At 66.5% G+C, this 14278-nt stretch carries 10 protein-coding genes; 2 read left to right on the top strand and 8 right to left on the bottom strand.

The features are described from left to right. The first annotated feature begins 173 nt into the window (after window positions 1-173). Entirely contained in the window at window positions 174-1028 is an 855-nt protein-coding gene (locus tag R2676_RS09775) for a symmetrical bis(5'-nucleosyl)-tetraphosphatase (RefSeq protein WP_206275700.1), read from the top strand. Window positions 1029-1038: 10 nt separating this feature from the next. On the opposite strand, the gene R2676_RS09780 is transcribed toward R2676_RS09775, so the two are convergent. The 7 genes from R2676_RS09780 to R2676_RS09810 form a co-directional block, all read right to left on the bottom strand. After that, a complete protein-coding gene (locus R2676_RS09780; protein ID WP_206275701.1) occupies window positions 1039-1836 on the bottom strand; it encodes a lysophospholipid acyltransferase family protein in 798 nt (265 codons plus the stop codon). Further along, window positions 1823-3100, bottom strand: a complete 1278-nt coding sequence (locus tag R2676_RS09785; RefSeq protein ID WP_206275702.1) for a dihydroorotase — start codon at window positions 3098-3100, stop codon at window positions 1823-1825. The genes R2676_RS09780 and R2676_RS09785 overlap by 14 nt, the downstream gene beginning before the upstream one ends. A gap of 8 nt (window positions 3101-3108) precedes the next feature. Beyond that, window positions 3109-4080 (bottom strand): aspartate carbamoyltransferase catalytic subunit, encoded by a 972-nt coding sequence (locus R2676_RS09790; RefSeq protein WP_206275703.1) that lies wholly within the window; start codon window positions 4078-4080, stop codon window positions 3109-3111. A 65-nt stretch (window positions 4081-4145) separates the two neighbouring features. After that, the gene (pyrR, locus tag R2676_RS09795; protein ID WP_027678023.1) at window positions 4146-4664 is read right to left on the bottom strand and encodes a bifunctional pyr operon transcriptional regulator/uracil phosphoribosyltransferase PyrR; all 519 of its coding nucleotides are present in this window, start codon (window positions 4662-4664) and stop codon (window positions 4146-4148) included. Beyond that, entirely contained in the window at window positions 4661-5092 is a 432-nt protein-coding gene (gene ruvX / locus R2676_RS09800; RefSeq protein ID WP_206275704.1) for a Holliday junction resolvase RuvX, read from the bottom strand. The genes pyrR and ruvX overlap by 4 nt, the downstream gene beginning before the upstream one ends. Continuing rightward, window positions 5085-5657 (bottom strand): YqgE/AlgH family protein, encoded by a 573-nt coding sequence (locus tag R2676_RS09805; RefSeq protein ID WP_009238898.1) that lies wholly within the window; start codon window positions 5655-5657, stop codon window positions 5085-5087. The genes ruvX and R2676_RS09805 overlap by 8 nt, the downstream gene beginning before the upstream one ends. Window positions 5658-5754: 97 nt before the next feature. Beyond that, complete coding sequence (locus R2676_RS09810; protein ID WP_206275705.1) at window positions 5755-6501, bottom strand: pseudouridine synthase; 747 nt, start codon at window positions 6499-6501, stop codon at window positions 5755-5757. A 79-nt stretch (window positions 6502-6580) separates the two neighbouring features. Between R2676_RS09810 and R2676_RS09815 the strand changes: the two genes are divergently transcribed. Continuing rightward, window positions 6581-8137 (top strand): cryptochrome/photolyase family protein, encoded by a 1557-nt coding sequence (locus tag R2676_RS09815; protein WP_206275706.1) that lies wholly within the window; start codon window positions 6581-6583, stop codon window positions 8135-8137. 70 nt (window positions 8138-8207) lie between these two features. On the opposite strand, the gene R2676_RS09820 is transcribed toward R2676_RS09815, so the two are convergent. After that, window positions 8208-14252 (bottom strand): hybrid sensor histidine kinase/response regulator, encoded by a 6045-nt coding sequence (locus R2676_RS09820; protein ID WP_206275707.1) that lies wholly within the window; start codon window positions 14250-14252, stop codon window positions 8208-8210. Window positions 14253-14278: the final 26 nt, after the last annotated feature.

Below are 14278 nucleotides of genomic sequence, written 5' to 3' on the forward strand. Positions count from 1 at the left end.
ATCGGCCCTGCCGCCCCTGCGGGGGCCAGCGGAAATTGTCAAATTTTGAGGGAAGTCGCGTATTCTATCCGACCCCCGTACATGTCCTGCTAAAGCTCTCGATCTTTTTGTAGCGCGTTGTAACAATTGGGATTGCAACGCCTCGTCCGGTTCAAATGCGCCGCTGGGTGCACATGGAACATCTGCAAAATACTCCCCACGCCATCGGCGACCTCCAAGGCTGCTGCTCCCCCCTCCAGTCGCTGATGGCCGCCCTCCCCGCCAACGCCCCGCTGCGCTTCGTCGGCGACCTCATCAACCGCGGCCCCGAGTCGCTGGCCACGCTACGCGAAGTCATCGCACTGTGCGAGGCCGGCCGCGCACGCACCGTCCTGGGCAACCACGACATCCACCTGCTAGCGGTCGCTGCAGGCGTGCGCAAGCCCGGCAAGCGCGACACGATCGCCGACATCCTCTCCGCGCCCGATAGCGACCACCTCATCACATGGCTGCGTCACCAGCCGCTGGCCATCTTCGAGAACGGGTTCCTGATGGTGCACGCCGGCGTCCTGCCGCAGTGGACGACGGGCGACGTACTGGAGCTGGCCGGCGCGGTCGAGCGCGAATTGCGCAGCCCACATTGGAAAACCTTCCTGGCGGACGCCTTCGGAAACCATCCGGACAAGTGGAGCAACGATCTCGTCGGCATGGACCGCCTGCGCCTGACCATCAACGCGCTGACACGCCTGCGCTTCTGCAAGCCCGACGGCACGATGGAGTTCGAAACGACGGATGCCGATGGTGCACCGGATGGCCACATGCCCTGGTTCGACGTGCCGGGCCGCCGTACGCGTGGCACGCCGATCGTGTTCGGGCATTGGTCCACGCGCGGGCTGGTGATGCGCGACGACGTGATGGGCCTGGATACAGGCTGCGTGTGGGGCGGCAAGCTGACGGCGGCCAAGCTGTCGCTGGCGCCGGCGGGGCGCGACGTGGTGCAGGTGGAGTGCGAGCAGGCGCAAGACCCGCTCGCGCACAAGAAGAAGTAGCCTTGAGGCCTCAGCCCGCGCGGTTGATCAGCGCGGCCACGGCTTCCTGGCTATGGGCCGCCAAGGCCCGACGGTCCATCTCGGGGGCCAGGGCCGGCCCCACCAATACTTCCACCACCAACGGCGGCCCGTTCAGGATCGCATTGATCGTGTCCATCATCGACAGATCGCCGATGTACGCCGGAATGGTCGTCAATTCGCCCGTGGCAGCGACCCGATAGCGCAGCGCCAGCGGGCGGATCGGTGCGCCAGCGCTGACGGGCGCCTGGAACAGGTTGGCGTGGAACGGCAGCAGCTGCAACCCGTCCGACGTCGTCCCTTCAGGAAACACGCAAATGGCATCGCCAGAACGCATCGCATCGGCAATGACGTGCATGATGCGATGCGCATCGCGCTTGCGGGCGCGCTCGACGAACAGCACGCCGGTCTGCGCGCACAGCCAGCCAATGACCGGCCAGCTGCGAATCTCCGATTTGGCGACGAAGCGCGGCGGGTACCAACTGTTGATCGCGTAGATGTCGATCCACGATACGTGGTTGGACACCAGCATGGAACCCGCCAGCTCCTGGCCCGCGACCTGCTCGCCATGCACCACGAGCGAGACGTGGAACAGCGCCAGCAACTTGCGCGACCAGCGTTGAATCAGCGCCTGCTTGGTCTGCGGCTTGATCCACCAGAACAGCAGCGCGCAAGTGATCAGGCCTTCGGCCAGATGCACGAGCAACCGGAGCTTGCGCAGCACGTGCTTGCGCTGCGGCGTGCGCATCTCGGTGGGCGCGCTTGTCACGCGTTGATCAATGCCCGTCATAGGCAAGATGCCCGGCAACCATCGTGGCACGTACGCGGCCGGCCAGCTCGAAGCCCAGGTATGGTGAATTCTTGCCCTGGCTGCGCAGGGTGCGGGGCTCGAGTTTCCACGTTGCCTCCGGGTCGAACACGCACACGTCAGCCATCGCTCCCACTTCAAGCGAGCCCGCATGCAGACCCAGCACGCGGGCGGGCTCGCTGGTGATGCGGGCCAGCGCCTTCGGCAGCTCGACCTTGTGCTCGGCTGCCCAGCGCAGCGTGAGCGGCAGCAGGGTCTCGAGCCCGGTCGCACCGGGCGTGGCTTCGGCAAACGGCAGCAGCTTCTCGTCGTCGTCCACGGGCGTGTGGTCGGAGCAGATTGCGTCGATGGTGCCGTCGGCGAGCGCGCGCACGATGCCGTCACGATCGCGGCCGGAGCGCAGCGGCGGCACGAAGCGCATCTGCGAATTGAAGTAGCCGATGTCGACGTCAGTCAGCGAGATGTGATGGACGTTCACGTCGCACGTCACCGGCAGGCCTTCGGCCTTGGCGCGACGCACGAGGTCGATGCCGGCAGCAGACGACAGGCGGCAAAGATGCACGCGCGCACCCGTGCTGCGCATCAGCTCAAAAATGGTGTGCAGGCGCACGGTCTCGGCCATCACCGGCACGCCGGACAGGCCCAGGCGCGAAGCCAGCGGGCCGCTTGCAGCCACGCCGCCCTTGCCCAGATACGGATCTTCCGGGCGCAGCCAGACGGTAAAGCCGAAGGTCTGCGCATATTGCATGGCACGCATCAGGACCTGCGTATCGATGATCGGCGAATCGGCCTGCGAGAAGCCCACGCAGCCCGATTCGGTCAGCTCGGCCATCTCGGTCAGCACCGCGCCTTTGAGGCCCACGGTCAGCGCGCCGAGCGGATACACGTGCGCCTGGTTCAGGTTGCGCGCCCGAAACTTCAGCATCTCGACCAGGCCAGGTTCGTCCAGCACCGGATCGGTGTCCGGCGGGCACACCAGCGAAGTCACGCCGCCGGCCATCGCCGCAGCCATTTCCGATTCGAGCGTGGCCTTGTATTCGAAGCCCGGCTCGCGCAGGCGGGCGGACAGGTCAATCAGACCCGGGCACACCACCAAACCAGTCGCGTCGAGCGTCTTGTTGGCGTGGAAATCGGCCGGCGCATGGCCGACACCGACCACCTTGCTCGCCGCAATGTACAGATCCTGTTGGGCATCGATGCCGTTGGCCGGGTCGATCAGGCGACCGCCTTTGATATGCAGTTTCATTGCTCTTCTTAGTCGTTGTTGCCAGCCACAATGCCCATGACCGCCATGCGCACGGCGATGCCGAACGTCACCTGATTCAGGATCACCGATTGCACGCCGTCGGCCACGGCAGAATCGATTTCCACCCCGCGGTTCATCGGGCCGGGGTGCATGACGATGGCGTCCGGCTTGGCCAGCGCCAGGCGCTCCTGCGTCAGGCCGTAGGCCTTGAAGTATTCCTGCGCGGACGGCAACAGCGCACCGCTCATGCGCTCGTTCTGCAGGCGCAGCATGATGACCACGTCCACGCCCTTGAGGCCCTCTTCCATGTTGTGGAAGACACGCACGCCCATGTGTTCCAGGCCGCCCGGCAGCAGTGTGCGCGGGCCGATGGCACGCACTTCGGCGCAGCCCAGCGTCGTCAACGCGTGAATGTCGGAACGCGCCACGCGCGAATGCAGGATGTCACCGACGATGGCCACCGTCAGGTTGGAGAAATCTTTCTTGTAGTGGCGGATGGTGAACATGTCGAGCAGCCCCTGCGTAGGGTGTGCATGACGGCCATCGCCTGCATTGATCACGTGCACGTGCGGCGCGACGTGCTCGGCGATCAGGTACGGCGCCCCGGAACTGGCATGCCGCACGACAAACATGTCCGCCTGCATCGCCGACAGATTGTTGATCGTGTCGAGCAGCGACTCGCCCTTGCTCGTGGAAGACGCATTGATGTTCAGGTTGATGACGTCCGCCGACAGCCGCTTGGCTGCGATCTCGAACGTCGTGCGCGTGCGCGTGGAGTTCTCGAAGAACAGGTTGAACACGCTCTTGCCGCGCAGCAGCGGCACCTTCTTCACCTCGCGGTCGGTATCCGATACGGAGACGAACTGCTGCGCGGTGTCCAGCACGTGCGTGAGGATGTCGCGCGACAGTCCCTCGATCGACAGCAGGTGCTTAAGCTCGCCGTTTTTCGTGAGCTGCGGGTTGGCAAAAATCTTGGGCATGGAGAAACGAAAGGCGACGAGGTCAGTACAGGTCAGGTCAAAGCAGGTGCGGTGCGGGCTTGAAGTCAGGTGCCCTTGGGCTCGCGCGTGAAGGTGAAGCGCGCGGCAGCGCCCTCGCCGGCCTCGCTCAGCACGAGCGATTCATCGGCGGGCAGCGTGATGCGTTCTCCGATGTAATCCGGCGCAACAGGCAGTTGGCGTTCACCGCGGTCGACCAATACGGCCAGCTCTACCGCCGCCGGGCGGCCGTAGTCGAACAGTTCATTGATGGCCGCGCGGATGGTGCGGCCGCTGGCCAGCACGTCGTCCACCAGCAGGATGCGGCGCTCGTTCACGTCGAACGGCAGGGTGGTGGGTTGCGCCTTGGCGTGCAGGCCTTTCTTGGCGTAGTCGTCGCGGTGCATCGCAACATTGACGACGCCGTATTCCGGCAGGCCAAGGTCATGTGCCAGCCGCCTGGCGATCCAGGCGCCGCCGCTGACAATGCCGGCCACCGACCAGGTGTGGCCGTCGGCCAGCCGCGTGCGCAGTTGTGCAACGAGGCTCTGGTACAGCGCCTCGGCATCGATCTGTTGCGATGTCATGCGTGTTCGTCGAAAAACTGTTGGAGGATGATGCGCGCGGCTTCTGCGTCGAGCACATCGTCGGAAGCACCGGCGTCCTGTGCGGCGATGGACGAATAACGCTCGTCCACCCAGGTGACCGGCAGGCCATAGCGGCCGTGCAATTGATTGCCGAAGCGCTTGGCGAGCTTGATCATCGGCTGCTCTTCGCCGTCGGGATGGACGGGCATGCCGACCACGAAGCCCACAGGCTGCCATTCGCCGACCAGCCGGCTGATCTGCGCAAAGCGGAAATCGACCGAGCGGTTCGGAATGGTTTCCAGCGCCCGGGCCGAGCGCGTGATGGAATTGCCGAGCGCCACGCCAATGCGCTTTTCGCCGTAATCGAATGCCAGCAAGGTGCCTTCTGCGGGCATGGAAGCGGAGGCCGGACGCGCCGGCTCAGGCATGCCCGGCCTCACCCGACAACATGGCGGGGTTGATGCCGAGCAGGTTCAGCGCCGCGGCAAACCGCGCTTCGGGAGGCACGTTGAAGATGATCTCGGGATCGGCCTGGACGGTCAGCCAGCCGTTGCGGCTGATTTCGTCTTCCAGTTGACCGGCGCTCCAGCCGGCATACCCGAGCGTCAGGATGAAGCGGTGTGGGCCGCCGCCTTGGGCAACGGCTTCCAGCACATCCTTGGAGGTGGTCATTTCCAGCCCGCCCGGCACGGCCAGCGACGACGAATACGCGCCTGTGGCGTCGTGCAGCACAAAGCCGCGCTCGGTCTGCACCGGACCGCCGTAGTACACGGATTGTTCTGCGAGGGGATGGATTTCGAGCTTGAGGTCGATCTTGTCGAACAGCGTCGCCAAGTCGATGTCGATAGGCCGGTTGATCACGAGCCCGAGCGCGCCGCGCTCGTTGTGCTCGCACATGTACACAACCGTGCCCGAAAACGTCGAGTCCGCCATGCCGGGCATAGCGATCAGGAACTGATTCGTGAGATTGATGAGTGCGTCAGGCGAGGCCATGAGCGGGAGTTTACCAAAAGCCCCCGGCCGCTGCCCCTCTCATTTGGAGGAATCGGCTCTCGGCGCAAGGTTTTTTGGGATTGCGCATTGTGCCGCTTTAGGCACTTGACCCGCTGGCGTGCGGCGGCGTGGTGTTCAGCGCTTCCAGATCGGCGGCTTCCAGCCAGCGCCACTCGCCGGGCGCCAGATCGCCGAGCGACAAGCCGCCGATGGCGCTGCGATGCAATCCGGCCACGTGGTTGCCGGCGGCGGCCACCATGCGTTTCACCTGGTGGTATTTGCCCTGCGTGAGCGCCATGCGCAGGTGGTGCGTGTCTACGCGCTCGGCCCAGGCGGCGGCAACGTTTTCATTTTCGTCAGCCAGCAGCACGCCGGCGCACAGCTGAGCGATCTGCGCATCGGTCACGGGCTCGGCGGTGGTGATTTCATACACCTTGGGCACCTGGTGGCGCGGGCTGGTGATGGTGTGAACGAACTGGCCGTCGTCGGTCAGCAGCAGCAACCCCGTGGTGTCCTGATCGAGCCGCCCGACGCACTGCACGGCGCGCTCGCGCAGCGGCACCGGCAGCAGCGTGTACACGCTCGGATGATGTTTCGGCTTTTGCGAGCACTCGACGCCAGCCGGCTTGTTGAGCATCAGATAGGCGCGGGCGTGGTACGCCCAGCGCTCGCCGTCGACATCCAGCACCAGGCCGGCGGTATCGACCAGCGCATCCGGGCTTTCCATCTCGACGCCGTTGATGAATACGAGACCCGCGAGTACGAGGTCCTTGCAATAGCGGCGCGTGCCGAAGCCCTGGGATTGCAGGATGCGATACAGCGGAAGACGAGAAGAATCAGCCATGACAACAACGTGAACAAGACAAAAAGGGGCGATTTTTGCGATACGCTCCGCAAGTCTAAAGAGCAACCGATTCCATCCGATGCCCTCCCCCGCCCCAAGCCGCCAGCCATACAACATCGGAGCGCACTTCCAGCGAGGCCTGGTGTGGTTCCGGCGCGATCTGCGGTACTTCGACCACGCGGCGCTGCATTATGCCCTGCGGCACTGCCGCGAGGTCTATTGCGTGTTCGTGTTCGACCGCGACATCCTCGACGCGCTGCTCGCGCGCGGGCTCAAGGCCGACCGCCGCATCGAGTTCATCCGCGCATCGGTCGAGGAACTGCGCAGCGCGTTGCGCGAGGCAGGCGGCGACCTCATCGTCGTGCACGACCACCCTCGCCATGCGATTCCCGAGATTGCACGCAAGCTGAGCATCGAAGCCGTCTTCGCCAACCATGACGAAGAACCCTCCGCGCAGGCCCGCGATGAAGCGGTGCGCAAAGTGCTCGCCCAGCTGCCGTGCGCCTGGTTCGACTTCAAGGATCAGGTGATCTTCGAGCGCAACGAAATCCTGAACGGGCAAGGCAAACCGTACGGCGTCTTCACGCCTTACAAGAATGCCTGGTTGGCCGCGCTGACGCCGTTTGACTTGCGCGCGTACCCCACGGAGCCCTACTTCGGCGCGCTGGCCAAGCCGCCGCAGGCGCTCGCGCAGCCTACGCCCGCCCTGGAAGCGATGGGCTTCGCACGGACCAACCTGTCGGAAATCGCCCTGCCCAGCGGCATGTCGGGCGGGCAAACCCTGCTCGACGAGTTTGAAGAGCGCATGGACGACTACCATGCGCGCCGCGACTTTCCCGCCGTGCGCGGCCCCAGCTATCTGTCAACGCATTTGCGCTTTGGCACCGTGTCGATCCGCACGCTGGCCGCGCGTGCCCACGCCGCCATGCTGCGCGGCAGCCGGGGCGCGGCGACGTGGCTGTCGGAGCTGGTGTGGCGGGATTTCTATTTCATGATCCTGCATCACCGCCCGGACCTGGCAGACGGCGCCGCATTCCATCCGGAATTCGATCGCATCCGCTGGGTGGACGGCGACACTGGCGACGCACGCTTTGAAGCGTGGAAGGCCGCGCGCACCGGTTATCCACTCGTCGATGCGGCCATGCTGCAGATCTTCCAGAGCGGCTACATGCACAACCGCCTGCGCATGGTGGCGGCCAGTTTTCTCATCAAGGATCTTGGTGTCGACTGGCGGCGCGGCGAGCAGTATTTTGCCGACGTGCTCAACGATTTCGACTTTTCCGCCAACAACGGCGGCTGGCAGTGGGCGGCGTCCAGCGGGTGCGACGCTCAACCGTGGTTCCGCATCTTCAACCCGGTCACGCAATCGGAGAAGTTCGACCCGCAAGGCCGCTTCATCCGCAAGTACCTGCCGCAACTGGCGAAGCTGCCCGACAAGTACATCCATGCGCCATGGACGGCGCCCGCCAATGTATTGAAGGAAGCCGGCATCGTGCTGGGCGAAACGTATCCGGTGCCCATCGTCGATCACGCGGCTGCGCGCGCAGCAACACTCGACCGCTACGCCGTCACCAAGGCACATCGCACATCGGGCGCTGAGGCCGCGGCACTCAGCAAGGCCAGCGCCGACGATTGAAGATCGCCACGCGCCAAAAACAACGGGCCGGTGTGTTACCGGCCCGTTGTTGTTTCTGCGAGGCGTATCGTCAACCGGCGTTGGCCGCCGGCGCACGCTCGCCGATGAGGTTGCGCAGATGCTGCAGCAGTTCCTCTTCGTTGTACGGCTTACCGAGGTAGACGTTCACGCCGATCTCCGCTGCGTAACGGCGGTGTTTGTCCGCCGTACGCGAGGTGATCATGATGATCGGCGTGGCGCCGATGCGTTCATCCGCACGTACGTTGCGCGTGAGGTCGAAGCCGTCCATGTGCGGCATTTCGATGTCGACGAGCATTGCGTCGGGCGTGATGTCCTGCAACTGACGCAGCGCATCCACACCGTCGCGTGCGAGCACGGCCTGGTAGCCGGAGCGCGTGAGCAGACGCTGCGTCACCTTGCGCACGGTCAGCGAATCGTCGACCACCATGACGATCGGCTGTGTGGCGAGGCCCGGCACGGCGTCGGTGCTGCCGTCGCGCTGCAGCTCGGCCACGGCGCCCGTGGCTTCCGGGCCTGAGAGGCTGCGCGCAACCGCTTCGCGCTCGAAGCGCTGCGTGAGCACCACGGGGTTGTAGATCAGCACGATCTCGCCGTCGCCCAGCGTCGTTGCACCGGCAATGCCTTCCAGACGCGCGAGGTGCGGGCCAATGTGCTTGACCACCACTTCGCGGTTGCCGATCACTTCGTCGACGTGCACGGCGGCACGGTCAGCACCGTTGCGCACCACCACAGCCGGCGAGTATTTGCGTCCGCCCGTGACAGACGTTGCTTCTTCAAGCAGCGCGCCAAAGTAGTGGAACGGCACGGGGCCGGTCGGCAATTGCAGCGCGGCCGCGTTGTACGCCTCGGCCAGCGCCTGCGGGCGCAGTTGCTGCACGTGGTCGATCATGCCCGACGGAATCGCGTACACACGCTCGCTCACACGCACCAGCAGCACCTGCGTAATCGCAGTCGTCAGCGGCAGGTGGATGGTGAAACGCGTGCCGACTTCCGGCGTGGTCTGCAGCGAGATCCGGCCGCCCAGGGCAACAGTTTCCGCACGCACCACGTCCATGCCCACGCCGCGGCCGGCCAGTTCCGACACCTGATCTGCAGTGGAGAAACCCGGCGTGAAGATCATCTCGGTGAGGCGCGCGTCGCTGGCTTCTTCGTCGGCGGCCAGCAGTTGACGCTCCAATGCACGGGCGCGGATGCGGTCGAGGTTCAGCCCGGCACCGTCGTCGACGAAGTGCAGCACGACTTCGTTACCCTCTTGCTGCACTTCCAGCGTGAGTTCACCGGCGGGAGCCTTGCCCTTGGCACGGCGCTCGTCGGCAGATTCAATGCCGTGCGCCACCGCGTTGCGGATCATGTGCTCGAGCGGACCGCCCATGCGGTCCAGCACGCTGCGATCCAGTTCCACCGTACCGCCCTTGATGAACAGCCGGACTTCCTTGCCCGTTTCCGCCGCCGCCTGGCGCGCCACGCGATACAAACGGTCGGCCACGGTATCGAACTGCACCATGCGCGCGCGCATCAGGCTGCGCTGCAGACCGCGCGTGAGGCGCGCCTGCGTTTCCAGATCGAGCGATGCCTGATCGAAGCCGCGGAACAAGTTCTGCTGCACCGTCGCCACGTCGTTGACGGACTCGGCCATCATCCGCGTGAGTTCCTGCAAGCGCGTGAAGCGGTCGAACTCCAGCGGGTCGAACGCTTCAGAGTGTGCTGCCGCATCGGCAATGCGCGACTCCATCTGCGTTTCGGCCTGGATTTCGATCTCGCGCACCTGCGAGCGCAAACGCGCCACGTTGTCGTTCAGTTCCGACAGATAGGTCTTCAGCGCATCGACTTCCGACTCAAGGCGCGCACGCGCCGCACCGACTTCACCCGCATCGTTGATGAGCGAATCGAGCGCGCGCGCCTGCACCCGCACCATCGCGCGCTGGCGTTCGGCCACTTCCAGCGCCTCGGCTTCGGGGCTCCGCGCACCGGTCAGATCCACGCTCGTCGAGACTGCAACCGCCGGCAGCATCGACGCGGAGGACGAAGCCTGCGCATCGGCCGTCTGCTGCACATCGGCGGCATCGGCCAAGCCGGCGTCGAGCGGCAGCAGGTTGCCCGCGCCCAGCGCATCGACGTGCGCCTGAATCCGGTCGAACCAGACGTAGAGCTTGCGGAACAGCGCGTCGTCCACGCGGTTCTGGCGCAGGCCGCCTTCAATGGCGCTTTCCATTTCGTGCGCGGCCTGGCCCAGCGTCATGGCGCCGGCCATGCGCGCACTGCCCTTGACGGTGTGCAGATTGCGCAGCAGCAGGCCAGCGGCGTTGCGGTCCTGCGGCGCGGCTTCCCACGCACGCAGATGCTGGCCCAACTCGGGCAGCGCAACGTGCGCTTCCTCCAGGAAAATCTCGAGCAGCGCCGGGTCGAGCGCGTCGGTCGGCGCCTGGCGGACCAGTTCGCCCACAGCGGGCTCGGCCACCGGCGTCTCGTGCGCGGGCACGAACGTCGACGTCACCTGTGCCGTTTCAAAGTCGGGCTCGCCAGCCAGGCCCGCGGTTTCGTTCTCGGCTTGTTCGGCTTCGGTAAAGGCGGCAGGCGCCGGCTCCAGCGGCAGGCGCGGACGCACGAGCAGCCGCTCGCACAGTTCGTCCAGGCTGCGGCGCAGCGGCTCGTCGGTGTCCGGCCAGAGGCTGGCGGCAAATTGATGCAGCATGCCGCGCATGCGCTCGACGGCTTGATCGAGCAGGCGGAAGTCGCCTGGGTGCATTGCCACCGGACGGCTGTTCAGGTTCAGCAGCACCTGCTCCAGCGCGGCAGCCAACTGGCGCACGGGTTCCAGTTCGACCACGGCGGAGCTGCCTTGCAGCGTGTGCGCGGCGCGCAGGGCCAGCTCGCTCGGCGGCGTGCGGCCTTCGTGGCGCCACTCCGAGAAATCCACGCCCAGGCGTCGGATCAGATCGTCGGCTTCCTGCAGGTAGACGTTGTACAGCGCCACGCTGATGCGGACCGGACCAATCTCCTTCACGCCATCGTCGTGCGGTGCTTCTTCCGGCTCGCCGGTCTGCCCGAACGGGAACGGGATCACCTTGGCGTCGGCATCGGTGGCCACCGGTTCAGCGGCCGCTTCGTGCAGCGTCTCTTCGACGTGCTCTGCAACGGGCTCGGCGGCCTCATGCTCGACCAGCGGTGCGGTCGCCTCCGGCATCGGCGCCTCGACTTCGGGCAGCGCAGGTTCGTCATCCCACGTCAGCGCTACCGCGTCTTCGGCTTCAGCAACGGGGGCATCCGGCGCGGCCAGTTCCAATGAAGGTTCAGCGACTGCGTCGTGCGATGCGGTGTCAGCCGCCGGCGCTTCCACTGGTTGCGGCTCGGCGTGTTCAGCTGCCGGGCCAGCTTCGGCTGGCTCAGACGCTTCGGGCGCCGGCACGGCCTCCAGCCACACGAACGGACCGCCGTGGCGCACGCGCTCTGCGGCGGCGACCAGCGGTTCGATGGCGTGATCGGCTTGCGGCGACTGGGCAATGGCAGCAGCCCACGTCGACAGTTCCGACTCGGCGCGCGTCAGCAGCGCGGCCAGGTCGTGCGTCGGCACGCGGCTCTCGGCCAGCCAGACATTCATGACCTGCTCGATGGCCCAGGCGGCTTCGCCATAGCGCGTGAGGCCGACCATGCGGCCGGAGCCCTTGAGCGTGTGGAACGCGCGGCGCAACTGCGTGAGCAGGTCCAGGTCCGAGCCGGCAGCCAGGCCGCCCGTGCCCATGTCGGCAGCGGCCTGCAAGCCCTGCAGGTCGGCGCGCACGCCGGCCAGCACTTCTTCGGCTTCGGACAGGAAGATGTCGAGCAGCTCGGCATCGATGGATTGGGTATCCCGCGCGGCAGCCGGCGCCGGCGCGGCGGCCGCAGGCACGGCAACCGGTGCCGCCAGGGCGGCCTGCATGCGCTCAAGCGCGCCGGCGCTGCCAACCTGCCATGCGTCGAACTGGGCCAGCGCCTCTTCCAGGCGACGGCGGCGAGCCGGATCGTCGTCGATGGCGGCGGCGTCGCGCGCTTCCTGCAGCGCCGTGCGCAACTCTGCGGCGAGCGGGTCGGTCGGGTCGACCGGTTGCTTGGCCAGCAGCCGATCCAGCAACGATTGCAGTGGCGATGCGGCATCGGTATCGGCGATGTCTGCGCCGGCCTGCGCTTCGGATTGCGGCTCGCGGCGCGCCAGCATGCCGGCTTCCGCATCGAAGGCGAACGCGCGCCACGCGGTTTCGCGCTCAGTCGGCGTCAACTGGCCTTCGATGACGATCTCATCGACCTGGCCAGCCGTCAGCTCGGTGCTGGCAGACAGTGCATCGAGCAAGGCCTGCAGGCCGCTGACGTTGGCGGCCAGCGCAGCCAGGTAGCGTTCGCGATCGGCGGTCGCGCCCTCGCCCGCGGCTTGCAGCGCGTCGATGGTCGATTGCGCCGCTTCGGTGGCGTGGACCGCCTCATAGGCGTCGAGCGCGGCAAAGGCACTCTGCATCTCGCCGAACAGGCGGGCGGCTTCCTGCAGGCCGCCGCTTTCTGCACCTTCGCGCTCGAAGGCGTCGAGGTGCGTTTCGGCAGAGGCCAGCAGCGTTTGCAGCGCACGAACCTGCTCGGCACGCGAGCGGCGTTGCGCAGCTTCTTCGGCCAGCAGCGTGAGCCATGCCGGCGCCGGCACGGCGTGGCCGTGTTGCGTCGCTCGGGCGTGTTCGGCCAGCTCGCTGCAGCGGGCGGCAAACCACGCGCTGCGCAAGTCGCCGGATTCGCCATGCAGCGCCCAAGGGCGCGCGAGCATGCGCGAGAGAAATTGCAGCGTGGGCGCAACGTCCTGCCCGGCAGCTTCGGTCAGGCGGTTCGACAGGTCGGACAGAGCCGGCTGGCCCAGCGCATCGGCATGCAGCGCCAGCGTCTGCAGTGCGGCGTCGAGTTCGTCCGCGGCAGGCGCAGATTGTTGGCTCAGCGTTTCGAGCGAGCGGCCGACGCGTTGCAGCGTGTCGCTGGCGTCGGTCGGCAGCAGCGCGTAGTACTGGCGCGTGTGCAGCGCGCCAGCGGGCGCGTGCGTGGGCGGAATCGCGAAGGCCTGCACGCAGGCCACGATGTCCGGGCCCAGCGTGTCGTCGCCAACCGGCACTGCCGGTGCGTTGCTGTACGCCATGCCGGCCAGCAAATACAGCGCGTCGGTCAGCAGGCCTTGCGGCAGGTGGACGTTGTTGTGCGAATACTGGCGCAGCAGCAGGTTGACGCGTGCGGCCAGGCGCTTGGCCGTCATGTCGGCCGGTACCAGGCCGGCACGCAGGGCACCAAAGGTCAGGGCCAGAACAAGCCACAGATCGCGCTGCAGATCGTCGCCGGCGCGGCGTGGTTCACGCTCCAGCGCACGGATGCCATGCAGCAACTCTTCCAGCGGCGCGTAGGCCGCTGCGGCGGCAGATGGATCCACCGCACCGTCGGCATTCGAGGCCGGCGCACGCAGCGCGGTCAGCAATGCGAGTTCGAACTTGCGACGCAGGCGTGCCAGCCCCGGCAGATCGCGCGAGGGCAGCAGCAGCGCCGGCAGGTGGCGCAACTCATCGGCCCACAGGTCGGCCGGGTGGATGCGCTCTTCGCCCAGGCGGGCGAGCACGGCTTGATACGGCTGGAACAGGCGCAGCGGCTCTTCGGCCATGCCGGCCATCAGGTCGGAGACGTATTCCTGCAGCGCCTGCACGGCGCGCGAGAACACGTCCAGCGTCTGGGCGTCGGCGGCGACGCTGCCGGTATCCACCGCCTCGAGCAGGCGCTTGGCGGCCTGGCAATACACGTCGACACCGCGCAGGCCGACGATCAGCAGCGCGCCGGCGGCTTGGTGCAGATACTGGCCGGCCAGGCGCAGCGACGTCGTATCGCGCGCACCGATGACCTCCGGATCGGCGATCACATCGGCTGCGTATTCGCCGAACTCGCGCACGGCATCGTCCAGCGCGGCGCGCATGTTGGGCGCAACCCAGGCCAGAGCGGAAAGATCACGCGCCGGCACGGTAGCTTTCGGACGAACCGCAGAGGCTCCAGCCGCCTCGAGCGAGGCAGGATGGGATTGGGCGGGCTCGGCGGCAGATTGATGACGCATGTGTGCTTCCAAAAAGCAGGTGGCGG

Origin of the sequence: Ralstonia flatus (assembly GCF_958439105.1) — a bacterium.
In the GTDB taxonomy this organism is placed as follows: domain Bacteria; phylum Pseudomonadota; class Gammaproteobacteria; order Burkholderiales; family Burkholderiaceae; genus Ralstonia; species Ralstonia flatus.

Bases quoted from the DNA above. Each gene is read 5' to 3' on its own strand.
- R2676_RS09775 (WP_206275700.1), top strand. From the start codon at position 174: ATGGAACATCTGCAAAATACTCCCCACGCCATCGGCGACCTCCAAGGC.
- R2676_RS09780 (WP_206275701.1), bottom strand. From the start codon at position 1,836: ATGACGGGCATTGATCAACGCGTGACAAGCGCGCCCACCGAGATGCGC.
- R2676_RS09785 (WP_206275702.1), bottom strand. From the start codon at position 3,100: ATGAAACTGCATATCAAAGGCGGTCGCCTGATCGACCCGGCCAACGGC.
- R2676_RS09790 (WP_206275703.1), bottom strand. From the start codon at position 4,080: ATGCCCAAGATTTTTGCCAACCCGCAGCTCACGAAAAACGGCGAGCTT.
- pyrR (WP_027678023.1), bottom strand. From the start codon at position 4,664: ATGACATCGCAACAGATCGATGCCGAGGCGCTGTACCAGAGCCTCGTT.
- ruvX (WP_206275704.1), bottom strand. From the start codon at position 5,092: ATGCCTGAGCCGGCGCGTCCGGCCTCCGCTTCCATGCCCGCAGAAGGC.
- R2676_RS09805 (WP_009238898.1), bottom strand. From the start codon at position 5,657: ATGGCCTCGCCTGACGCACTCATCAATCTCACGAATCAGTTCCTGATC.
- R2676_RS09810 (WP_206275705.1), bottom strand. From the start codon at position 6,501: ATGGCTGATTCTTCTCGTCTTCCGCTGTATCGCATCCTGCAATCCCAG.
- R2676_RS09815 (WP_206275706.1), top strand. From the start codon at position 6,581: ATGCCCTCCCCCGCCCCAAGCCGCCAGCCATACAACATCGGAGCGCAC.
- R2676_RS09820 (WP_206275707.1), bottom strand. From the start codon at position 14,252: ATGCGTCATCAATCTGCCGCCGAGCCCGCCCAATCCCATCCTGCCTCG.